Origin of the sequence: Gordonia sp. (in: high G+C Gram-positive bacteria), from assembly GCF_047602025.1 — a bacterium.
In the GTDB taxonomy this organism is placed as follows: Bacteria; Actinomycetota; Actinomycetes; order Mycobacteriales; family Mycobacteriaceae; genus Gordonia.
Map to the genome: position 1 here is coordinate 1,342,132 of NZ_JASGII010000001.1, position 21,777 is coordinate 1,363,908.

Here is a 21,777-nt window from a genome sequence, read left to right on the forward strand (position 1 = left end):
CGTGGCAACCGGGAAGTCGACGGGGGAGATCCGACGCGTGCGCGCCGGGGCGGCGTTCGCCGTGCTGATCGCCCTCACGCTGCTCATCACCGTCTACGCGCTGGCAATCGGCCAGAACCCGATCCCGGTGGGCGAGGTCGTCGGCTCGCTCCTGCACCACGTGTCGCTCCCGTGGGGGCCGCTGCCGTCACAGGGGAACGAGGACACGCTGTGGCAGGTGCGCGTGCCGCGCGTCTACCTGGCGCTCGCCGTCGGGGCGGCGCTGGGCTGCGCGGGGGCCGTGCTGCAGGGCGTGTTCGCCAATCCGCTGGCCGAGCCGGGCGTCATCGGCGTCTCCTCGGGTGCCGCGGCCGGCGCCGCAGCCGTCATCGCCGTCGGCGGGCTGGGCGCCGCCGGGTACTACGTGGCCGGCGGCGCGTTTGCCGCGGGCCTGGTGACGACCCTGCTGGTGTACCTGGCGGCGCGGACGGCCGGGCGCACGCAGGTCGTCAGCCTGATCCTCACCGGAATCGCGGTGAACGCCTTCGCCGGCGGGCTCATCGCCTTCTTCACCTATCGGGCGACACCGGCGGCGCGCGACCAGATCGTCTTCTGGCAGATGGGCAGCCTCAACCGCGCGACGATGGACCAGGTCCTCCTCGTGGCCGCCCTCGTGCTCGTCGGCCTAGCCGCGTCGATGCTGCTGGCCCGCCGGATCGACCTGTTGTCGCTGGGGGAGTACACCGCCGGGCACCTGGGCGTCGACGTCGAGAAGCTGCGCCGGATATCGATCGTGATCGTCGCGCTGCTCACCGCCGCCGCCGTGAGTTTCTGCGGGATCATCCTGTTCGTCGGGCTGGTCGTCCCGCACTTCATGCGGTTGATCGTCGGGCCGCGGCACGCGGTGCTCATCCCGGCGAGTGCCATCGCCGGCGCCGGTTTCTTGACCGCCGCCGATCTCGCATCGCGGACGCTGGTGCCCTACGGGGAGCTCCCGCTGGGCATGATCACCAGCCTCGTCGGCGGACCGGTCTTCCTGCTCTTGCTGCGCCGCGAGATGAAGCGCGGGGGCTGGTCGTGACCGCGCTGCGGATCGAGGGGTTGACGGTCGCGCGCGGTGAGCGCACCGTCGTGGCCGACGTCTCGCTGGATCTGGAAGCGGGCGAACTGGTCTGCCTCGTCGGACCCAACGGGGCGGGGAAGTCGACGTTGGTATCGGCGGTCGCCGGCACGCTGCCCGTCGCCTCGGGCCGCGTGGAATTGGCGGGCGAGTCGATAGCGGGCCTGTCCACGATCCAGCAGGCGCAGCGGCGCGCCGTCCTGCCGCAGGAGCACACGATCGGGTTCACCTTCACCTGCGGCGAGGTCGTCGAGATGGCCCGCCACGCGTGGGCGCGTACGGACAAGCGCCACGAGGACGAGGAGGCGGTGGCAGCGGCGATGACGGCCTGCGACGTCACCGACTTCCGCCGGCGCAGCTTCGCCAGCCTGTCCGGCGGCGAGCGGGGCCGGGTGGCGCTGGCCCGCGTGCTCGCCCAGGGGACGCCGATCCTCATCCTCGACGAGCCGACTGCCGCGATGGACCCGCACTACCAGGAACAGGTCATGGCGATCGTGCGCGGGCAGGTCGACGAGGGCGCCGCCGCCCTGGTCGTCGTGCACGACCTCAATCTCGCCGCCGCGTACAGCGATCGCGTCGCGGTACTGGCCCCCGACGACCACGGCACCGGTCGTCTCGTCGCCGTCGGCGTACCGCGGGAGACGCTGACCGCAGAGCGCGTCACCGAGGTTTACGGCCTGCCGATGCGCACCCACGACATCGATGGACAGCACGTCGTGCTGCCGCGGCGCGACCGCGATTGACACCGCCGCGAGGCGATTCGTTCGGCGCGGCGCCCGTGCGATAAAGTGATCCTCGCTCTCACGAGCAACGGGCTGTGGCGCAGTTTGGTAGCGCACCTGACTGGGGGTCAGGTGGTCGCAGGTTCAAATCCTGTCAGCCCGACACAGGTCAGAGGTCGTTCCCGGATTCGGGAGCGGCCTCTTTGTGTCAGACGGCGAACATAGGGTCTGGAGTATGTCCAGGCCAGCGACGTATTCCGATCGCGAGCTCGCCGCTGCGGTGGCCGCGTCAACTAGTTGGCGGGGCGTCCTCCGCAGCATTGGGTTGAAGGCCCACTCGGGCAGCGCGATCACCTCGGTCCGTGCGCGAGCCGACGCCATCGGCTTGCCGTACAACCACTTTCGGTCGGTGCCGAGTACTCCGCCGGTACCGCAGGTGATGCCGCCTCGCCGGTTCGAGCCCTGCCTCGCGCACTTGTCGCGAGGAGGATCGCTGCTGGCCGCTGCGTGGTACACCCTCTGCGGAGCAGAGGTGGCATGGCCGCTGGAACCGAGTCGATACGACCTAGTCGTGCACTTTGGCGGGGACACTCGCCGCGTCCAGGTGAAGACAACCACGGTTCGTGCGGGGGACAGTTGGAAGGCGTACTTATCCGTGACGCGGCGCCAGCGGCGGTTATACGAACCTTCAGAAGTCGACGACTTCTTTGTCGTTGATGGTGCGTTGAACTACTACGTGATCCCAATAGCGGTAGTTCGTGGCAAGCACGCGATCCATCTCAGCGCGTATACGCGCTACCGAGTGGGGTCAGCCGGAGACCAGCCGGTGGCGGTGGCCGCGCCCTAAGTCCACGGTCGAGTCGAGGCACCGCCGGGGGACTCGGTGCCCCGACGCGTTACGCCGAGACGGCGGGTCGCGCCGCGTTAGGCTTCCGGCATGACGGCCGAGGACGAGTTCCGGGACCGGTGCGTTGCCGGATCACCGGTCCGGCCGCCCACTGCCGCCGAACAACGCGGCCAACGCCTCATCGCCCTCGCGTCGTACGCAGCTGCGTTGATCAGTCTCGGGTTTGCGACATCCTCGCTGGTCGCCGGCGGATCGCAGGCGCGGATCGGCCTGGTCAACCTGGCCATCGCCGCGGGCTTCGCCCTGGTCCCGCTGCTCAACCACGTATCGCCGCTGGCGCCCGCCGTCGGGTTCATCGTCGTGGCCACGGTCGTGCTGGTGGTCATCACGGTGTTGCTCGGCACCGGGGCGGGGATGTTCCTCTACTTCGTGATCATGGCGGGCGCCGCGCCCATGGTCGTCGGCATCCGACGATGGCCCTTCACCGCTGCCGCACTCGCGGTGGCCATCGGTGCCATCATCGTGCTCCACCTGACTGTTCCCGCCGACACGCATCGGGTGCCCGAGTGGTTCATGCGCACGGGGTTCGCCGTCAACGCGGCGGCCGCCTGCCTGCTGGCCGTCGGAATCGCCAGCTATGGACTGCTGCAGATCCAGCGCGCCGAAGACGCGCTGGAAGCGGAGTACGACCGGTCCGAGGCGCTCCTGGACAACATCTTGCCGCGCCCGATTGCCGAGCGGCTCAAGGACCCGGCCCACGACGACGTCGCCGACGCCTACGACGACGTGTCCATCCTGTTCGCCGATATCGCCGGGTTCACGGCGATGTCGAGCCGAACATCGCCGACGGATGTCGTGCGCTTCCTCAACCGGCTCTACACCGAGCTCGACAACCTGGTCGAGAGCCACGGCCTGGAGAAGATCAAGACCACCGGCGACTCGTACATGGTCGTGAGCGGGGTGCCAGAGCCCCGGGTCGATCACCTGGGCGCACTGGCCCGGTTCGCGCTCGACATGCGGCGGGTGGTCACCGACGTGGCGGTGGCGGGCGATGAGGTGTTGCCGATGCGGGTCGGCCTCGCCTGTGGCCCCGTCGTCGCCGGGGTCGTCGGGGCGAAGAAGTTCTTCTACGACGTGTGGGGCGACGCGGTGAACCTCGCCTCGCGCATGGAGTCGACGGGTGTTCCGGGCCGCATCCAGGTCACCGAAGACGTGCGCGAACGGCTGGCCGACGGGTTCACCTTCGCCGAGCGCGGGTCGGTGGCGGTGAAGGGGAAGGGCGAGCAGCGCACCTGGTTCCTCACCGGACAGCGCGACTGACCATCACCACACGCCGCTGGGGCGGAACTGGATGCTGATGCGCGCACCGGCGCACCGTTCCTTCGGCACGGCATGGTCCCAGGTCCGCTGGCAGGAGCCGCCCATCACGAGCAGGTCGCCGGAGCCGAGTGGGAACCGACGGGAGGAGCCGCCGTCGCGCGGGCGCAGCAACAGCGAGCGAGGGGCGCCGAGGGACACGATCGCGACCAGGGTGTCCGAATGTCGCCCGCGGCCGATCCGGTCGCCGTGCCATGCGACGCTGTCGTTCCCGTCGCGGTAGCAACACAGTCCGGCGGTGGCGAAACCGGCGGGCAGCTCGTCGCGGTAGTGCCCGCTCAGCTCCTCGCGCATCGCGTCGAGCAGGGGATCGGGGAGCGCGTCGCGTTCGTAGTAGTGGCAGACCAGGCGTGGAACGTCGAGCACGCGGTCGTACATCTTCCGCTGCTCGTGGCGCCAGGGCACGGCGGCGCGGAGGTGGTCGTACAGCCCGGCCGAGCCGGTGAGCCACCCCGGCACGACGTCGACCCAGGCGGCGTCGTCGAGTGCGGTCCGCGCGACGCCGCCGAAGCCGACGATGCTCGGCTCGGCATCGGCCGTGCTGAACAGCGTGTCCTGGAACCCGGAGGTCATGTACCGCACACTACCCACTCAATTAGAACAAATGAGCTAATCGATGGGGGTGTGTCTCGACTACGGCCCTGGTAGAACCGGTGTATGGCTGGTCGGAGGTACTCCGCGATGTCGGCGGCGGAGGCGGAAGCCTCGGCGCCGGAACCGTGGCGTGTCGTCGACGGGCGTCTGTCGGCATCGTTCCGGACCGCGTCGATGGTCCGCGGGCTCGAGTTCGTGAACCGGATCGTCGGCGAGGCCGAAGCTGCCGACCACCACCCGGACATTGACTTCCGCTATGGCACTGTCGGGCTGAGCCTCATCACCCACGCGATCGACGGCCTTAGCGATGCGGACATCGCACTCGCGGAGACGATCTCCAGAATCGCCGCCGAGCTGGAGATCGAGCCCGCGTAGCCGCGTTACCGTATAGCCCATGGCGCATCAGCCGGTCATCTCCGTCGTCGGCGCGACGACGAACAACCTCCGCAACATCAGCGTCGACGTACCCAAACAGGCCTTCACGGTGGTCACCGGCCTGTCCGGATCGGGGAAGTCGTCGCTGGTCCTGGACACGATCGCGGCGGAGGCGCAGCGGCTGGTCAACGACTCCTATTCGGTCTTCGTCCGCAATCGACTGCCACAGATGCCGGCCCCGGAGGTGCAGTCCATGTCGGGGCTCACCTTCACCGCGCTGATCGACCAGCGGCGCTTCACCGGAAACGCGCGGTCCACCGTCGCAACCGCTGCCGACGTGGCCCCGCTCCTGCGCCTGGTGTTTTCGCGGATCGGGGAGCCGTCGGCCGGCTATTCGCCGGCGTACTCGTTCAACGACCCCGCCGGGATGTGCCCCGAATGTGAAGGCCTAGGCACGGTGGTCGACATCGACGTCGACGAGCTGATCGACCCGGAGAAGAACATCGACGAGGGTCCGGTGCGCTTCAGCCAGTTCCGCCCCGGGGTCTACCGGTGGAAGCGGTTCGCCTACTGCGGCCTGTTCGACCGCAGCAAACCGCTCAAGGACTACACCGACGAGGAAATGGACCTGTTCCTCTACGCCGATCAACTCAAGCTGCCGAACCCGGACCCGGAGTTCCCGGCGACCGCCCGCTTCGACGGCGTGGTCACCCGCATGCGCGACGTGTACGTGAAGAACCATCCGAAGACCTCGGCCGCCGTGCGCGAGGAACTCGACCCGCTGATGACCCGTCGGCCGTGCACGGCCTGCGGCGGGGCACGGGTGAACGCCGCGGCCCGGGCGAGTCTGATCGACGGGCGATCGATCGTCGACTGGTCGGCGATGTCGGTGGCCGGGCTGCGCAAGCTGGTGGGCGAGCTCGACGACCCGCGCGTCGCGCCGGCCGTGGAGAACATCCGCCGGACGCTCGACGCGCTGCTGTCGGTGGGCCTGGGCTACCTCTCCCTCGACCGCCAGTCAGGCACTCTGTCCGGCGGCGAGGCGCAGCGCGTGAAGATTGTCCGACACCTCGGCAGTGCCCTCACCGACGTCACCTACGTCTTCGACGAGCCGTCCACCGGCCTGCACCCCGCCGACGTCCAGCGGCTCAACGCGCTGCTCGCCCGCCTGCGCGACGCGGGCAACACCGTGCTCGTCGTCGAACACCACCCCCAGGTCATCGCCGCCGCCGACCACGTCATCGACATGGGTCCCGGCGCCGGCGCGGCGGGCGGCGAGGTCCAGTTCGAGGGCACCCCGAAACAACTGATGGCGAGCTCGACGCTCACCGGCCGACTGCTGTCGCGCCCGTTGGTCCTCAAGTCCGACGTGCGCGCCCCGACGGGCAGCGTCACGATCCGCGCCGCCTCGGCGAACAACCTGACCGGGTTCGACGTCGACGTGCCGCTCGGCGTGCTGACCGCCGTCACCGGTGTGGCCGGCTCGGGCAAGTCGTCGCTGGCCACCGAGGAGCTGCCGCACCAGCACCCCGAGTTCACCGTTGTCGGGCAGGACCCGCTGCACGGCGGGGTGCGCTCGACCTCGCTCAGCATCCTCGGCGTCGCCGACCGGGTGCGGTCGGTGTTCGCGTCGGCGTCAGGGCTGGAGCCGTCATGGTTCAGCTTCAACTCGAAGGGCGGCTGCCCGGCGTGCAAGGGCAAGGGCTTCATCACCACCGAGCTCGCCTTCCTCGACGACGTGTCGACGCCGTGCGACGTCTGTGGGGGCGCGCGGTTCAACGAGACGGCCCTCGGCGTGCAGCTCGACGGGCGCTCGATCGCGGATGTGCTGCACATGGCGGCGCCGGAGGTGGGCGAGCTGTTCGCCGATCAACCCGATATCGCCGCCGCGATGGTGTGGCTGGAGCGGGTGGGCCTCGGCTACACCGCGGTCGGGCAGTCGCTCGACACGCTCTCCGGCGGGGAGAAGCAGCGACTCCTGCTGGCCCGGCACCTGAGCGGCTCGCCCGAGCTGGCCGACGAGCGGATCGTGCTGGACGAGCCGACGACGGGCCTGCACCCGGGCGACGTGGACCGGATCAACGCACTGTTCGACGATCTCGTCGACGGCGGGGCGACGCTGGTCGTCGTCGAGCACAACCTGCGCGTCGTGGCGCGGGCCGATCACGTCATCGACATCGGCCCCGGCGCGGGCACGGACGGCGGCCGCCTGTTGTTCGCGGGACGGCCCGACGAGCTGGTCGCCCGCGGGGATTCGCTGACTGGTCGCGCCCTGGCCATCGCGACGGGTTCCGAGTAGTCCGACGCTGCTCGAACACCCGGTTCGGGCTCGGCGTTTCGGCCAGGAAAACTGGTGATTACGAAGCTGTGTAACCACCCGATCTGGTTTGCCGCGGTGCGCGCCGCACGGACAGAATCATCTCCATGAACAGTGCCGTGCCCGACGACGCGCTTGCGGCGATCCGCGAAGCGGCGGGACCGGACGACCTGGTCGGCACGGTTCAAACCGCCCTGGCGGCGCTGCCCGCCGAGCGCACCGAGGCCGCGGAGGCGGCGTGCTGGTGGTCCGCGCTGGTGATCGAAACAGTCGCGGCGGCCGTGCGGCTCATCGGGCCGCCGGCGGGCACCACCTGGCAGTGGCACATCACCGGCAGCTGCGGTCGCGGCGAGGGACTGCCGGGCGCCGACGTCGAGACCCTCATCGAGTACAGCGGCGGCGGGGCGCGGGGCCGCGACGTGCAGGGCGCCGCCGCCCGGGTGCACGAGCTGCTTGAACGGGCCGGTCTGCCGCCCGACGGGAACGGGGCCATAGCCAGTCGCGCCCGCTGCTGTCGGACGGCGGCGGGCTGGACGACGGCGGTCGAGGGATGGGCGGCCGACCCCGCCGTCGATCGCGGGGTGGTGATGGCCGGGCTCACGCTCGACTCGCGCCCAGTGGAATCGGGCTCGGCCGGCGACTTCGACATCGCGGCGCAGATGCTCGCGGCCGCGGGGCGGCACGTGGAGTTGCGCCGCGCGATGGCCCAGGACGCCGCCGCCGTCCGCGAGGCGGTGCCGGCCCGCCTCGCCGTGCTCACCCGGCGCGGCGACGTCGTCGACGTCAAACGGTCGATCTTGGACCCCATCGCACGGATGGCCCGCCTGAAGGCGGTGTTGGGCGGCTCCGCCGAGCGGTCGACCCTCGGGCGACTCGCGGTCGACGACGACGTGCTGCCCGAGATCGACTGGGCCGCCCTGGGGCGGGCCTATGCGGCCGCCACCGGTCTCCGATGGGCATTGCGGCGCAGCGGGTGGCCCGACGGCAGCCGCTCGGTCGAGGTGATCCCGCTGCGCGAATTCGCCCCCCATGACCGGGCCCTGTTGCGCAGTGCCGGTCGCGAGGTTCTCGGCGCCCAGCGCGTGCTCCGCTACGTCGGGCCGACGGAGATCCGATGAGCGCCGGCGCGGCGCGGGCGATCGCGTCTTGGGTCGCCGCGGCACAGCGACTGGAAGGGTGGGCGCCGACACCGGATGAGACGACGGCGCTGGTCGACCTGGCGGCCGAGGACATCACCGTCCAGGACTACCTCGCGCAGTGCCGGCACCGCTACGTCGAGGCCGAGCCGCCGCGGTCACCGGTCCTCGCGCGCCGCCGGCCCTACCTCATCCGCGGCACCGACGTCCTGCAGAACAACCTCGGTCTGCACACGCAACGGGTGCTCACCAGCGCCGAACACGCCATCAGCGCCGGACGCGCCGTGCGACTGCTGGCCGCTCCGCCGGGCACGGTCGACGTCACCGACGTCCACCGGTCGTTGTTCGCCGACGTCTATCCATGGGCCGGGGAACCGCGCACCATCGAGATCGCCAAGCCCGGGGTCCGATTCCGGGCCGTGGACGAACTCGACGCGGGCCTGGCCCGAGTCCACCGCGACGTCGCCGAGGCCTGGGTGTGTGCGGCCGGCTACGACCGCACGGCGATGGCGCACCGCCTCGCGCAGATCTACGCCGACTACAACCACGTGCACCCGTTCCGGGAGGGTAACGGGCGCACCGGGACCCTCGTACTGCAGCTGATCGCCATGCGGGCCGGGCTGTGGTTGGACCTGTCCGGAATCAGTCGCGACGAGTGGGTCGGCGCATCGCGCGAGTCGATCGAGCGCGCCACGATCGTCGGGCCGGCCGCCGAACCGTTGCGCGCGCTGTTCGAGCCGGTCTTGGTCGAGCGCGGTGCGGGACCTTCGGCCGCAAAACGCCGAACCGGGTGGATATATGCGCCCGGAGGCATATGATGAGGGCATGAGCAACGAGAAGAACGCCTGCGGCAACCCGAAGTGCACCTGTAGCAACTGCACCTGCGGTCCGAACTGCAAGTGCGGTTCGGGCGCCAGCTGCGGCTGCGGCAAGTAGCGCGCCGACGCGCCGTCACCGGGCGGCGAGCCACCTCAAGTAGGCCTCGCCGCGCGGTGAGACCTGGTAGCCGACGTCGTGGCTGATGGTCAGTCCGAGGGCCTTGAGCTTGCGGATGTCGACCTTCATGGCGGCTCGGTCGACGCCGCGCTGTTCGGCCAGGCGGGTGGACACCACCCGTGGGTTGTCCCGGATCCACTCCAGGATGTCGCGCGTCCACGGACCGGTCGCGCGGCGATCCAACCGCCCGAGCCGGGTGGCGATCTGCGCGCACTCCGCGTCGTCCGGCAGGGTGTTGCGCAGTTCGACGCGCGGGTCCTCGCTGACCCACACGAGGTCCACGCGGTAGACGTGGGCGCCCCGGCGGCTCTTCGCCAGCGCGGCGCGCAGCGTGTCGGCGTCGGCCATTCCCGCAGCGCGCGCCTGCTCGTCGCTGATCCCGTCGACGTCGTCGACGCGCGTCACTCCGGCGAATCGGACGACCCCCGCCGACGTCACCTGCGTTCCGCCGACGGTGACCCGCGGTGAGTCCCACTTCCGGTACTGCGCGGCGACGGTGCCCGCACGAATACCGTCGGCGATGGGGCGAGAAATCAGCACGCAGTCGATTCTGCACCCCGACCCGATCCGCTGTCCCGGGCGGTGGTCGGGCGTAGCGTTGCCGGCATGTGCCGGAACATCCACACGCTCCACAACTTCGATCCGCCGGCGACGAGTGACGAGGTCACCGCCGCGGCCCTCCAGTACGTCCGGAAGATCGCCGGAACGACCAAGCCGTCCAAGGCCAATCAAGAGGCGTTTGATCGCGCGGTTGCCGAAGTCGCACACAGCACCCAGCACCTCCTGGACGCCCTGGTGACCACCGCTCCGCCGAAGAACCGCGAGGCGGAGGCAGAGAAGAAACGGGCGCGGGCGATCGCGGCCGGCCGCTATGCCGGCTGACACCATGCGCGCCCTAGTCGGTGGGGTGGGACCGTCGTGGGTGCTCGGCGAGGTGCCGCGTCCGACTCCGGGACCCGGCCAGGTGGTGATTCGCAACCGGGCCGCCGCCACCAACAACGCCGACCTGGGAGTGCTGCGCGCCGCCGATCCCGCCAGCGGCGGCACCGGTGAGCGCTACGTCGCCGGCTACGAGTACGCGGGCGAGGTCGCCGCCGTCGGAGCGGGCGTGGACTCGTGGCAGGTGGGCGATCCCGTGATGGGCACGACGCCGGAATCGTTCGCCGAGTTCGTCGTGGCCGATCACCGGTTCGTCCTGCCGCGCAACGGCCTGGCTCCCGAGGTGGCGTGCGCGCTGCCCACCGGCCTGCTCACCGAGCACGGTGCCCTGGCCGCCGCCGGATTTACCGCCGGGCAGACCGTGCTGATCACCGGTGCGTCGACGGGGATCGGGCTGATCGGCTGCCAACTGGTCAAGGCGCTGGGCGGCGCGGCGGTCATCGGCACCACCCGCACACCAGCGAAGGCGGCGACACTGCGCGCGGCGGGCGTCGACACGGTGGTGCTGGTGCCCGAGACCGATCTCACGCGGGCGGTGCTCGACGCCACCGGGGGAGACGGCGTCGACGTCGTCCTGGACCACCTCGGCGGCAGTACCTTCGCCGCCTGCCTTCCGGCCACCAAGCAGTTCGGCCACGTCGTCAACATCGGCCGGCTCGCGGGCGCGCCCTCGACCGTGGACCTGTACGCGCTGTCCTATCGGAACCTGACGGTCCACGGCGTCTCGTTCGGCTTCAGCCGACCCGACCACATGGCCGGGGTGATCGCGGGCCTGCTGCCCGCGGCCCTGCCCGCCGCGGAACGGGGCGAGGTTCGCCCCGTGATCGACTGCACCGCGCCCTGGTCCGACCCCGACCGCATCCAGGACCGGCTGGACGCGCCGGACCTGACCGGCAAAGTCGTCGTCACGCTCGATTAGCCCATAGGATCGCAGCATGAAGATCCACGAGGTGTTCGACAACGTCGCCACGGGTTTCGAGGCGCTCGGGGTCCTCGCGATGATCATCGGCTTCCTGATCGCGTTCTACCTGGCCGCCCAGCGGTTTGTCGACGGGGAGGGCGGCTCCTTCGGCCTGCTCCGCAACTCCCTCGGCGGCGCCATCCTGCTGGGGCTGGAAATCCTGGTCGCCGCCGACCTGATCCGCACGGTCACGTCGGAGCCGTCGGTGGAGAACGTCACCGTCCTCGCCATCATCGTGTTGCTGCGGACCATCCTGAGCATGTCGATCCAGATCGAGATCGACGGGACGTTGCCGTGGAAGCGGGCGCTCACCGAGTCGGGAGCATCGGTCCTTGGCCGCAATGTGACCAAGGAGCGCGAGCGACGCCAGGCCCGTCGCGCCCCGTCGCCGACGACCGCTCAGAAGGCGTCCCACACGACGACCCGCAAGCGGGCGGCGCACAAGGCGCCCGCCGGCACGAAGCGGGCCGCGAAAAAGGCCGGGGCCAAGAAGCGCACGGCCAAGGCCCATCCGCCGGCCACCGACACCAAGGCCTGAGTGCGATGAAGCCGACTGCCGACAGCGTGGACACCTTCCTCGACGGAATCGCCGACGCGCGGCGGCAGGCCGACACCCGCGACACGGTCGCTCTCATCGGTGAGATCACGGGTGCGCCGCCGGTGATGTGGGGTTCGATGATCGGCTTTGGCACGCAGGCGTACACCAACTCCGACGGCAAGTCGCACGAGACCTTCGCCGTCGGGCTGGCCCCGCGCAAGCAGGCGCTCACGCTCTACGGCCTCACCTTCTACGGGTCCAACGCGGACCTGCTCGAGCGTCTCGGCCCGCACACCACCGGCAAGGGGTGCGTGTACATCAAGAGTCTCGGCGACGTCGATCGCGACGTGCTGGGCGAGCTCGTCCGGCGCGCCTGGCAGGCCAACACCAGCGGCTAGCGCCGCAGCTGCCGTCCCGCATCGAAGCGCTCTTCGCGCTGCCCGAGGTGCCAGGCGTGCCATCGCCGCCATCGCCGCATCTGACCCGCCTGCCACCGCCGATCGACGGCCGGCGACAGCCGGCGGCCGACCTCCACGAGGGCGACCAGCGGTGCGCGCCCGACCAAGAGCGCCAAACCCGGCACGCCCGACGGCAGACGGTACTTGCGGCGATTCCACGGCAGCATGAACAGGCGCGTGTAGCCGGCCTGTAGTTGGAGGTGCAGCAGCGCCCGCAGCCGCGACAGGCCGCGGACGTCGGGTTCCGGTTCGAAGGACGGAACAAAACCTTCGACGAGCTCGGGCCCGAGCGCCCCCGAGTCGTACTTGCGCGTCGCGTCGAAGTAGTAGAGCAGGCGGACGCCGTCGGCGACGGTCTCGGGGTACATCTGGTCCACCTGGCAGCCGACCAGGTGCCCGAGATAGCGGTTGAAGTGCAACACCGCGCGGATCTCGGCCGGCGACGTGAGAAACCCTAGGGCGAACAGGCCCATGGCTGGGCCGACGCTGCCACCCAGGAGCGTGAGCATCATCTCGCTCTGGCTGATCGGCAGTCCGTGCTCGACCGCGTTCCACTCGGGGTGCTCGGCCACCCGCGCGCGGACCGACACGTGCATCACGCGCACCTTGAGGGAGAGCTCGCGCGCCGTCGACCCCGGGGTCAGCGCGGCACCGGGCCGGCAGACCTCGAGCCACCAGCGGCTGGTCTCCAGGTAGCGGTGCAGCGCACTCGCCCCCGCGTAGCCGCCCGAGAGCGACAACGGGACGGCCAGTGATCCCTCCGTGTAGGTGTCCATCGTGCCCGCGTTGCCGACGGCGCCCAGGCTGTAACCCCACCGTCGCCAGACCGCGGCGCCCTGTTCGACCAGGTCCGGATCGACCCAGTCGGGCACGGTCTCGAATTCGGCGAACAGCGCGCGCATCGACTCGGGCGCGTCGGGCAGGTTGTCGATCCCCACGCGCAGCGCCTCGTCGAGCAGCTCGCGGGAGCGCTCCGGACCTAACTCGCCGTGATAGGTCTCGGCGACGAACCGTTCGGCGACCGGGTCGCCGGTGGTGTGGTTGTCAATGAAAGTGCGCTGGATCTGCGGTGTGGGCAACAGGTCGAAGCGGGTGAGCCGACGAACCCGGTCCCGCACGCGCTGATGCGCGGGGGAGACGACCAACTCGACCATGAGCACACTCCTACGGGGGCGGTTGCCACCCACAGTAGTGCGGAGCGGGACGCGGCCGGTGCCGCTCAGGCGACGGCGGTGACGCCCACCGCGATACCGCGGGACGCGAGGAGTGGCAGTACCTCGGCCAGGATCCGCTCCACGGCGACTCCCGGCGCCGCCGACCGAAGGGTGACGCCGTCTGCGACGCGCGCCGCGCCGATGTCCCACAGCAGGCCGGCGAGCGTCGCCGGAGTCCCCGCGTGCACCAGCGACTCGTCGGCGCGGCCCGGCGCCCAGCCCGGTCGGACGCGGGCAAGGCCGCAGAATGCGGCACCGACGCTGTCCGACAGGAAGACATCGACGTCGATGTAGACCTGGCGGTCGCTGCGCGCGGTGTGGTGCGCCGCGTCGCGCAACGTGGGCGCCCGCAGTCGCTCGACCTCGGTCTCGGTCGCCGGGGTGAGCGGCACCCACGAGTCGGCCGTCTCGACGGCCAGCCCCAGGTGCGTGGTCATCGCTCGTCCTCCCGGTCGATCCGGCGCAGCCGGCTGCGGTGGAACACCAGCGGCTCGGTCTCCGGCGAGGCGAAGTGGTCCTCGACCGCGAGCAGGGCGATGTCGTGGTCGCCGGCGGGGATCAAGCGGTCGACGCGCGTGGTGAAGCCGGCCGTGGCCCCATGGAGGTGGACCGCGCCGTCGAGGGTAGAACTCCAGCCGAGATCGGCGAAGCGCTCGGTGCCGGGGCGGCGGAAGGCGTCGGCGACGTGATGCTGATCGTCGCCCAGGATGCTGATTCCCCAGTGCGACTGGTTCCGCAGCCTGGGCAGGGTGGTCGACGAGTGCGCGAGGTTCACCGACACCAGCGCCGGGGACAGGGACACGGAGGTGAACGACGAGACCAACAGGCCCACCGGGCCGTCGGGCGTCAGCGCGGCGACCGCGACGAGGCCGGAGGGAAAGTGGGCGAACGCCCGCCGGAGCTCGGCGGGGTCGGTCGGGGCGATGGTGGTCAGGGACACCGGAGCGGTCCTTTCGTCGATGATGGTCAGTTGTTGGGCGTGGCCGGCAGGAACGGGGATCCGAAGCCCGAGCCGGCGAAGCGCGGTGCGTCGGCGGCGAGCGGCCCGCCGTCGAAGAGCCCGTTGCGGGCGAGCTGCGGAATGACGCCCTCGCCGAACCAGTAGAGCTCCTCGAGGTGCGGGTATCCGGAGAGGACGAATTCGTCAATGCCCAGCGCGGCGTACGCGCCGATGGCCTCGGCGACCTCGCGGTGGCTGCCGACGAGAGCGGTGCCCGCACCGCCGCGCACCAGGCCCACCCCGGCCCACAGGTTGGGGGCGACCTCGAGGGAATGGGGATCGCGCCAGGACCCGTCGGCGCGGTGTGCGGCGTGCAACTCGCGCATCCGCGCCTGGCCGGTCGATTCGCTGCGCGCCAAACCGGCCTGCGCCTCGGCGACCACATCGTCGTCGAGGCCGTCGAGCAGCCGGCCCGCTTCGGCCCATGCCTGTTCGGCGGTATCGCGCGCGATCACATGCAGTCGGATGCCGAAGCGCACCTCGCGGCCCCGTTCCCGCGCCAAGCCGCGGATCCACTCGATCTTCGCCGCGACCGCGTCGACGGGCTCGCCCCAGGTCAGGTAGACGTCGCTGTGTTTGGCGGCGACCGGCCCGGCCGGCGCCGACGACCCGCCGAAGTAGATCGGCGGGGACGGCAGCGGGAGGGTGGGCAGCTTCGCCCGCTCGACGGACAGGTGCTGACCGGCATACGACACCGTCTCGCCCCGCCACAGCGCGGTGACGATGTCGAGGAACTCGTTGGTGCGCGCGTAGCGGGCCGCCTTGTCCAGGGTGTCGCCGTAGGCGAGCTGCGTCGCCGTCTCGCCGCCGGTGACGATGTTGATCAGCAGTCGCTCCGGCGCGTGCTTGGCGAACGTTCCGGCCATCTGGGCGGCGAGCGTCGGACTGATCAATCCGGGCTGCAGCGCCAGCAGGAACCCCAGCCGGCGGGTCTCGCGCGCGACCATCGCCGTCGTGATCCAGGCATCCTCGCACCACGGTCCGGCCGGGGTGAGGGCGGCGGTGAACCCGAAGTCCTCGGCGGCCCGCGCGATCGACGCGAGGTAGCCGATGCTGGCGTCACGGTCGCCGCCGGCGGATCCGGCGGCGACGCCGTGCCCGCCCCCGACGATGAAGCGGGAGTCGCCGTAGGTCGGGAGGAACCAGTGCAGTTTGACGGTCATCGGGGTGCTTTCGTGTGGTCGGGCGCGGTCGGGTCAGAGGGAGGTGTGCGTCGGTGGGATGTCGCGGCGCAGGGCCCAGCGGCCGAGGTGGTGGAGCTTCCACCGCTCGGGATCGTGCAGCGTGTGCGTGCGAGCGTCCCGCCAATAGCGGGACAGGTTGGCCTTCTCCGACGCCGAGCGGGTGCCGCCGAAGTCGAAGAGTTCGGCCCCGGCCCGGCGTGCGGCGCGTCCGGCGGCAACTTTGGCGGCCGCGGTGGCCAGCGAGGCCTCGGCGATCCGCTCCCGACGGCCGTCGTCATCCGCGTCGTCGGCCGCGGTGATGCGCTCGGCGGCGGTCAGCAACAGTGATTCGGCGGCTCGGACGGTGAGCTCAAGGTCGCCGGCCTGCGCGATCAGGTAAGGGTCGTCGGCGGCCTGCTCCACGTCGGCTTCGAACCACGGCCGCGCACCGGCGACCGCGGTGCGGATGGCGTCGAGCGCGCCGCGGGCGATCCCGGTGTCGATGGCGGCATGGACCAACTGTGCCCGGGCGCCGTAGGTCCCCGGTTCGGCCAGCAGCGCGGTGAAGTCGAGAACCTGTTCGGCGCGCACGGCCACCCGGTCGAAGCTCACCGTGCCGCTGCCGGTGGTGCGCTGGCCGAACCCCTCCCAGTCGTCGACGATCGTGATCCCGGGCGCGTCGGCGGGCACGTACGCGATGACCTTGCGCGACAGGCCGCGGTCGCCGGGACCGGCCACGACCGCGCGGACCGCGAGGATGTCGGCGTGCAGTGCGCCGGTGCAGTAGTACTTCACGCCGGACAGCAGGAATCCGCGGTCGCTCTCGCGCACCGTCGTCGAGTCGTCGGTCACGGTCTTGCCGGAGCGTTCAGTCTGCGCGTTGGCGAGGCGGGCACCGGCCAGGACGCGCGGATAGACGCGGTCGGCCAGTTCGGCCGATCCGGCGCGGCGCAGCGCCTCCAGGAAGGTGAAGTGGCTCTGCGGGATCTGGGCGAGCGACGGGTCGGCCGCCGCGATGATGGCGACGACGCGGGCCAACGCCGCGGGAGAGACGTCGGCGCCGCCGTGCTCCGCGGGAACCGTGATCGCCAGCAGGCCGGAGAGGGAGAGCGCGGCGACTTCCGCGTGCGGGTGCACGCGTACCGCGTCGCGGTCGCCCGCCCCCGCGGCGAAGGCGGGGGCGAGCGACTCGGCGACGGCGATGGCCTCGGCATCGGAACCGATGCGTCGTGCCGTCGGCAGCGACGCGAGGGGTTCGGATTCCGTGCCCGTCACCAGCGGCAGCTCAGCAGTCACAGCGGAGCTGCGGTTCGTGAACTCATGCCGATCAGTGTGGGCGGCGCATACCGATCAGGGGAGCGTTGGATTCACGCTGGTTCTGGCGGCGGCGTACTGCCGTGGCAGCATCTGGTACCCCCAGGTCAACACCAGCAGCGGTGCGATCAGCCACGGGCCGTTGAGGAGGATGAACTTCACCCCAAAGTCCATGAAGCTCGAGGTGTCGACGGATTTGAGACCGCCGATGATCTCGCTGCCGTAGTACCACCAGGTGGTCACGGTGTGCTCGACCGCGGTGGCCATGACCAGCAATGTGCCCCGGTAGTCGCGGAACTTCGAGCGGAACAGCAGGAACAGGCCGGTGAGCCCGACGCAGCCGTTGATGACCGACAGGATCTCGAGTGTGAGGAAGCCCGGCGCAGGGTTGACGTAACGCAGGTCGCCGCCGTCGATATAGGTCCACCACGGATATGCCCAGGCCGCGTCGCGGGCGCCGGGGATCGCCCTGTGCAGCAGCAACCAGCCCAACTCCCACGTGAGGTGGGTGATGTACGAGCAGAACATGAACGCCAGCACCACGCCTTGCAGACGTTGGAACCGCGTCCAGCGTCGCAGGGACGGTATGGGCAGGAAAGCCGCGAAGATCCCGAGGTAATAGGCGATCGTCACCTGCACGACCAGGGCGTTGGCGATACCGCTGCGACTGAATCCGCTGTGGAACGCCAGATAGGTGTAGATGGGGAAGGCCAACGCCAGCGACCCGAAGGCCACGATCCACACGGTGCGCAACCCGCGCGACGGTGGGAGCTTGGCGGTGATCCCGTAGTTCTCGGATTCGGCGGCCGAGGTGGTCGTCATGATCGCCGACCGTAGCAGCGTGAAAGTGGACCGGGGCCAGAACCCGGCGAGAGGTCAGGCGATGTCGTCGCCCGCGATGATCCGCCGCCGTGCAGCCACCAGCTCGACCTCCGGGCGGGACGCGGCGAACCGCTCGACCTCGTCGAGGACGTCGACGAGATGTCGTTGATCGGGTCCGACGACACTCACGCCGATGGCGGCGCGACGGTGCAGCTCGAGGTGGTCGACCTCGGCGACGCTGATCCCGAACCGACGGCGCAGCTCGGCGACGATCGGCTTCACGACCGAGCGCTTCTGCTTGAGCGAGCGGACGTCGCCGAGGAGGAAGTCGAACTCACACCAACCGATCCACATGGCCGAGAAGACTACGGATCGAGACCGGTCCGGGCGAGGGGATTCTCGCCGGTGGTCAGGCGAGCCGCGTGATCCGCACCGACACGTCGAGTTCAGAGTGGCCGCTGCCGGTGTAGATGCCCTTGATCGGGGTGACATCGGCGTAGTCGCGGCCGGTGCCGACGGTGACGTGGTGGTCGTCGATGAACTTGTTGTTCGTCGGGTCGATGCCCCACCAGCCGCCGGTCCACACCTCGATCCAGGCGTGGCTCTCGCCGTCGACGGCCTCGCCGATGCCGGCGTTGCCGTGCGGGTGCAGGTAGCCGGACACGTAGCGCGACGGGATGCCGAGGCTGCGCAGCATGGCGAGGGTGATGTGGGCGTAGTCCTGGCAGACGCCCTTGCGGTGGTGCCACGCGTCGCCCGCCGTCGAGTGCACCTCGGTGGTGCCGCGCTCATAGGTCATGGCTTCGTAGACCCGGCCGACGACCGATTCCACCGCGGCCGACGGGCGCAGTCCCACCGCGGCGTCGCGCGCGAAGTCGGCGAGCTCGGCGCTGTGCGGGGTGTAGACCGTCGGCCGCAGCATCTCGTCGTATTCGTCGACGACCGAACCGTGGCGCAACTGGACCCAGTCCACCGACGCGGTCTCCTCGCCGCGCGTTTCGTCCTCGGTCTCGACCACCGCGGTCCCGATCACCTCCAGGCGCTCGTGCGGCGAATGGAGGTCGAAGACGGTCACGACCGTGCCCCAGTAGTCGGTGTAGCGGAATTGCCGGGCGCCCGGCGCGGTGTCGACGTGGTCGACCACGACGCTTTGGCGACTGTCGCTGCGCGGCGTGATCCGGGCCTCGTTGAACGAGGACGCGACGGGCGCCGAATAGGTGAATCCCGTGGTGTGCACCAGGCGCAGGCGGGCGCTCATGAATCGTCTCCCGGGTCGTCGATCTCGGTGATGTCGGCGAGCCCGGTGTCGGTCCACGACACGTACGGCTCGATGTGGAAGTGCTCCTCGGCGATCGATTCGCTGACCGCGCGGCAAGTCTCCTGCAGGTCGGCGAGATAAGTCGGCAGGTCGCGCACCATCTCGGCGCGGCCGATGAACTCGAGGGAGCTGCGGGCCCGTCCGAGCAGCGTCAGGGCCGTCGATTGGGAGCCGACCCGGTCGGGCCGGTTGTCGAGTTCGGCGAGGTACCGCTCGGCGACGCACAGCGAGTTGAACACCGACCGCGGGAACAGGCGGTCGAGCATCATGAACTCGACGACGTTCTCGGTCTCGACGGCGCCGCGGTACGCGCGGATGTAGGTGTCCTGCCCGCCGGCCGCGACGAGCAGGCTCATCCACGACAGCGCGTCGCGCCGGTACGCCGAACGCGACATCAGCAGGCGGACCGTCATGTCGACGCGCTCGATGGAGCGCCCGACGATGAGGTAGCTGTAGCCGTCGTCGTGGCTCAGCGTCGAATCGGTCAACCCGGCGAACATGGCCGCGCGCTCCTTCACCTGGGTGAGGAAGGCGTGCGGGCCGAGGAGTCGCGCCCGGCGCTCGGCGTCGTCGAGGCCCATGTAGGTCGCGTTGAGGCACTCCCACATCTCGCTGGAGATGACTTCGCGCGCGCCGCGGGCGTTCTGCCGGGCCGTTTCGATGAGGCCGACGATGGACTCGTGGCTGTCTCGGTCGTAGGCGACGGCGTCGACCAGGGACCACACGGTCTGCGGCGCGTCGCTGCCCGGGTCGAAGCCCAGGACGGCCATCACGTGGCGGACCATCGAGTCGGTGTCGACCGTGGCGTCCTCGAGGAGCTGTTGGACGGCGACGTCGAGGATGCGGGCCATGTCGTCGGCGCGTTCGACGTAGCGCCCGATCCAGTACAGGGAGTCGGCGTTGCGGGCGAGCATCAGGATCCCACCTCCTCGTCGCGCGGCGGATCGGCTTCGGCCTGTTGCTGTTGCTGCTGCTGTTGGTGCAGGTCGCCGCCGCGGGTCAGCGGCGCCTCCACGTCGGGCGCGGGCAGGGCGGCCGGCGGGATGTCGGCGTCGACGAGTTCGTCGTCGTTCACCTCGCCGGGCGCCGACGGCGCGGACGTGGCCAACACCCACGTGTCCTTGGAGCCGCCGCCCTGCGAGGAGTTCACCACCATGGAGCCCTCTTGCAAGGCGACGCGGGTCAGGCCGCCGGGCAGCACCCACACGGATTCGCCGTCGTTCACCGCGAACGGGCGCAGGTCGACGTGCCGGGGTTGGAGGGTGTCGCCGAGCAGGGTCGGATTGGTCGACAGCGCGACCAGCGGCTGGGCGATCCAGCCGCGTGGATTCGCCCGGATCTGGGCGGACACGCGGTCGAGTTCGGCGCGGGTGGCGAAGGGACCGAAGACGATGCCGTATCCGCCGCTGCCCTCGACGGGTTTGACGACCAGTTCGTCGACCCGCCGCAGGACTTCGGCACACTCGTCGGGCAGCCAGCAGCGCAGCGTCTCGACGTTCTGCAGCAGCGGCTCCTCGTCGAGGTAGTACCGGATGATCTCGGGCACGTACGTGTAGACGAGCTTGTCGTCGGCGACACCGTTGCCGACGGCGCTGGAGATGACCACGTTGCCGGCGCGCGCGGCGTTGACCAGTCCGGCGACGCCGAGCATCGAGTCGGGCCGGAACTGCAGCGGGTCGAGGAACTCGTCGTCGATACGGCGGTAGATGACGTCGACGCGGGTCTGCCCGTCGGTGGTGCGCATGTAGACGACGTTGTCGCGGCAGAACAGGTCGCGGCCCTCGACGAGCTCGATGCCCATCTGCCGGGCGAGCAGGGAGTGCTCGAAGTAGGCGGAGTTGGCCACGCCCGGGGTGAGCAGCACGACCGTCGGGTCGCTGGCGGCCGGCGGCGCGGAGGCTTGCAGCGCGCGCAGCAGGTGGCGCGGGTAGTCGCGGACCGCGCGCACTCGGTGCGTGGCGAACAGATCGGGGAACACGCGCGCCATCGTCCGCCGGTTCTCCATGACGTAGGACACGCCCGACGGTGCGCGGACGTTGTCCTCCAGCACCCGCAGTTCACCGTGCTCGTCGCGGATCAGGTCGATACCGGCGACGTGGATGCGCACCCCGTTGGGCGGACGGATCCCGGCGGCCTGGCGGTGGAAGTGCGCGCACGAGTTGATCAACCGGCGGGGGACGACCCCGTCCCCGAGAATCGCCTGCTCGCCGTAGACGTCGTCGAGGAACAGCTCGAGCGCCCGCACTCGCTGGGTGATGCCCGCTTCCAGCCGCGCCCACTCGGCGGCGTCGATGACGCGGGGGACCGGGTCGAGGGGGAAGGGGCGTTCCTTGCCGGAGAGGGAGAACGTGACGCCCTGGTCGATGAAGGCGCGGCCGAGGGCGTCCAGCCGGGCGCGCAGGTCACCGGGGTCGATCGCGCCGAGCGCCTCGGCGATGCCGCGATACGGGCGGCGGACCGAGCCGTCGGGCTGGAACATCTCATCGACGGCGGTCTGGTCGAAACCGCCGGTGTAGCGGCCGAACGCCGCCGTCCCGGGCGTCTGGGGCGCGCTGGGGGTCATACCGATAGATGGTGCTCACCCCGT

General features: G+C 70.5%; 24 protein-coding genes and 1 tRNA gene. 13 read left to right on the forward strand and 12 right to left on the reverse strand.

The window, feature by feature from the left end:
- Position 1 precedes the first annotated feature (1 nt).
- The 5 genes from QM728_RS06660 (at position 2) to QM728_RS06680 (ending at position 3,988) form a co-directional block, all read left to right on the forward strand.
- Entirely contained in the window at positions 2–1,060 is a 1,059-nt protein-coding gene (locus QM728_RS06660; RefSeq protein ID WP_415031252.1) for a FecCD family ABC transporter permease, read from the forward strand.
- Positions 1,057–1,842 (forward strand): heme ABC transporter ATP-binding protein, encoded by a 786-nt coding sequence (locus QM728_RS06665; protein WP_415031253.1) that lies wholly within the window; start codon positions 1,057–1,059, stop codon positions 1,840–1,842. Before QM728_RS06660 ends, QM728_RS06665 begins: the two co-directional genes overlap by 4 nt.
- A gap of 68 nt (positions 1,843–1,910) precedes the next feature.
- Positions 1,911–1,984, forward strand: a tRNA-Pro gene (locus QM728_RS06670).
- Positions 1,985–2,260: 276 nt separating this feature from the next.
- Complete coding sequence (locus QM728_RS06675; protein WP_415032846.1) at positions 2,261–2,668, forward strand: group I intron-associated PD-(D/E)XK endonuclease; 408 nt, start codon at positions 2,261–2,263, stop codon at positions 2,666–2,668.
- Between the two features lie 90 nt (positions 2,669–2,758).
- A complete protein-coding gene (locus tag QM728_RS06680) occupies positions 2,759–3,988 on the forward strand; it encodes an adenylate/guanylate cyclase domain-containing protein (protein WP_415031254.1) in 1,230 nt (409 codons plus the stop codon).
- Positions 3,989–3,991: 3 nt separating this feature from the next.
- On the opposite strand, the gene QM728_RS06685 is transcribed toward QM728_RS06680, so the two are convergent.
- Positions 3,992–4,618 carry an alpha-ketoglutarate-dependent dioxygenase AlkB gene (locus QM728_RS06685; RefSeq protein WP_415031255.1) on the reverse strand — a complete coding sequence of 209 codons (627 nt, stop codon included), beginning with the start codon at positions 4,616–4,618 and terminating at the stop codon, positions 3,992–3,994.
- Between the two features lie 108 nt (positions 4,619–4,726).
- Between QM728_RS06685 and QM728_RS06690 the strand changes: the two genes are divergently transcribed.
- The 4 genes from QM728_RS06690 to QM728_RS06705 all read left to right on the forward strand — a co-directional run bounded on the left by QM728_RS06690 (position 4,727) and on the right by QM728_RS06705 (position 9,285).
- Positions 4,727–5,014 carry a 4a-hydroxytetrahydrobiopterin dehydratase gene (locus QM728_RS06690; protein ID WP_415031256.1) on the forward strand — a complete coding sequence of 96 codons (288 nt, stop codon included), beginning with the start codon at positions 4,727–4,729 and terminating at the stop codon, positions 5,012–5,014.
- Between the two features lie 19 nt (positions 5,015–5,033).
- Positions 5,034–7,313: an ATP-binding cassette domain-containing protein gene (locus QM728_RS06695; RefSeq protein ID WP_415031257.1), complete on the forward strand. Its 2,280-nt coding sequence runs from the start codon at positions 5,034–5,036 to the stop codon at positions 7,311–7,313.
- Between the two features lie 125 nt (positions 7,314–7,438).
- A complete protein-coding gene (locus tag QM728_RS06700; RefSeq protein WP_415031258.1) occupies positions 7,439–8,449 on the forward strand; it encodes a putative nucleotidyltransferase substrate binding domain-containing protein in 1,011 nt (336 codons plus the stop codon).
- Positions 8,446–9,285 carry a Fic/DOC family protein gene (locus QM728_RS06705; RefSeq protein ID WP_415031259.1) on the forward strand — a complete coding sequence of 280 codons (840 nt, stop codon included), beginning with the start codon at positions 8,446–8,448 and terminating at the stop codon, positions 9,283–9,285. The genes QM728_RS06700 and QM728_RS06705 overlap by 4 nt, the downstream gene beginning before the upstream one ends.
- A gap of 133 nt (positions 9,286–9,418) precedes the next feature.
- Here QM728_RS06705 and QM728_RS06710 read toward each other — a convergent pair whose 3' ends face one another.
- The gene (locus QM728_RS06710; RefSeq protein ID WP_415031260.1) at positions 9,419–10,003 is read right to left on the reverse strand and encodes an ASCH domain-containing protein; all 585 of its coding nucleotides are present in this window, start codon (positions 10,001–10,003) and stop codon (positions 9,419–9,421) included.
- 66 nt (positions 10,004–10,069) lie between these two features.
- On the opposite strand from QM728_RS06710, the gene QM728_RS06715 reads away from it, so the two are divergent.
- The 4 genes from QM728_RS06715 to QM728_RS06730 are packed head-to-tail and all read left to right on the forward strand — an operon-like array spanning position 10,070 to position 12,299.
- Positions 10,070–10,345 carry a DUF2277 domain-containing protein gene (locus QM728_RS06715; RefSeq protein WP_415031261.1) on the forward strand — a complete coding sequence of 92 codons (276 nt, stop codon included), beginning with the start codon at positions 10,070–10,072 and terminating at the stop codon, positions 10,343–10,345.
- A 4-nt stretch (positions 10,346–10,349) separates the two neighbouring features.
- Positions 10,350–11,321, forward strand: coding sequence for a quinone oxidoreductase family protein (locus tag QM728_RS06720; protein WP_415031262.1), 972 nt, complete (start codon positions 10,350–10,352; stop codon positions 11,319–11,321).
- A gap of 16 nt (positions 11,322–11,337) precedes the next feature.
- Positions 11,338–11,901 (forward strand): DUF1622 domain-containing protein, encoded by a 564-nt coding sequence (locus QM728_RS06725; protein WP_415031263.1) that lies wholly within the window; start codon positions 11,338–11,340, stop codon positions 11,899–11,901.
- Positions 11,902–11,906: 5 nt separating this feature from the next.
- Positions 11,907–12,299: a DUF1801 domain-containing protein gene (locus QM728_RS06730; protein ID WP_415031264.1), complete on the forward strand. Its 393-nt coding sequence runs from the start codon at positions 11,907–11,909 to the stop codon at positions 12,297–12,299.
- Here QM728_RS06730 and QM728_RS06735 read toward each other — a convergent pair.
- The 10 genes from QM728_RS06735 to QM728_RS06780 form a co-directional block, all read right to left on the reverse strand.
- Positions 12,296–13,513, reverse strand: coding sequence for an oxygenase MpaB family protein (locus QM728_RS06735; protein ID WP_415031265.1), 1,218 nt, complete (start codon positions 13,511–13,513; stop codon positions 12,296–12,298). The genes QM728_RS06730 and QM728_RS06735 overlap by 4 nt on opposite strands.
- Positions 13,514–13,578: 65 nt before the next feature.
- A complete protein-coding gene (locus QM728_RS06740; RefSeq protein WP_415031266.1) occupies positions 13,579–14,010 on the reverse strand; it encodes a hypothetical protein in 432 nt (143 codons plus the stop codon).
- Entirely contained in the window at positions 14,007–14,513 is a 507-nt protein-coding gene (locus tag QM728_RS06745) for a flavin reductase family protein (protein ID WP_415031267.1), read from the reverse strand. Before QM728_RS06745 ends, QM728_RS06740 begins: the two co-directional genes overlap by 4 nt.
- A 26-nt stretch (positions 14,514–14,539) precedes the next feature.
- Complete coding sequence (locus QM728_RS06750; protein WP_415031268.1) at positions 14,540–15,736, reverse strand: LLM class flavin-dependent oxidoreductase; 1,197 nt, start codon at positions 15,734–15,736, stop codon at positions 14,540–14,542.
- Between the two features lie 33 nt (positions 15,737–15,769).
- Positions 15,770–17,011 carry an SfnB family sulfur acquisition oxidoreductase gene (locus QM728_RS06755; RefSeq protein WP_415031269.1) on the reverse strand — a complete coding sequence of 414 codons (1,242 nt, stop codon included), beginning with the start codon at positions 17,009–17,011 and terminating at the stop codon, positions 15,770–15,772.
- 75 nt (positions 17,012–17,086) lie between these two features.
- Positions 17,087–17,872: a hypothetical protein gene (locus tag QM728_RS06760; RefSeq protein ID WP_415031270.1), complete on the reverse strand. Its 786-nt coding sequence runs from the start codon at positions 17,870–17,872 to the stop codon at positions 17,087–17,089.
- A 54-nt stretch (positions 17,873–17,926) separates the two neighbouring features.
- Positions 17,927–18,226, reverse strand: coding sequence for a DUF503 domain-containing protein (locus tag QM728_RS06765; RefSeq protein ID WP_415031271.1), 300 nt, complete (start codon positions 18,224–18,226; stop codon positions 17,927–17,929).
- 55 nt (positions 18,227–18,281) lie between these two features.
- A complete protein-coding gene (locus QM728_RS06770; protein ID WP_415031272.1) occupies positions 18,282–19,130 on the reverse strand; it encodes a transglutaminase family protein in 849 nt (282 codons plus the stop codon).
- A complete protein-coding gene (locus QM728_RS06775; RefSeq protein WP_415032847.1) occupies positions 19,127–20,107 on the reverse strand; it encodes an alpha-E domain-containing protein in 981 nt (326 codons plus the stop codon). Before QM728_RS06775 ends, QM728_RS06770 begins: the two co-directional genes overlap by 4 nt.
- Complete coding sequence (locus tag QM728_RS06780) at positions 20,104–21,753, reverse strand: circularly permuted type 2 ATP-grasp protein (protein ID WP_415031273.1); 1,650 nt, start codon at positions 21,751–21,753, stop codon at positions 20,104–20,106. Before QM728_RS06780 ends, QM728_RS06775 begins: the two co-directional genes overlap by 4 nt.
- Positions 21,754–21,777 lie beyond the last annotated feature (24 nt).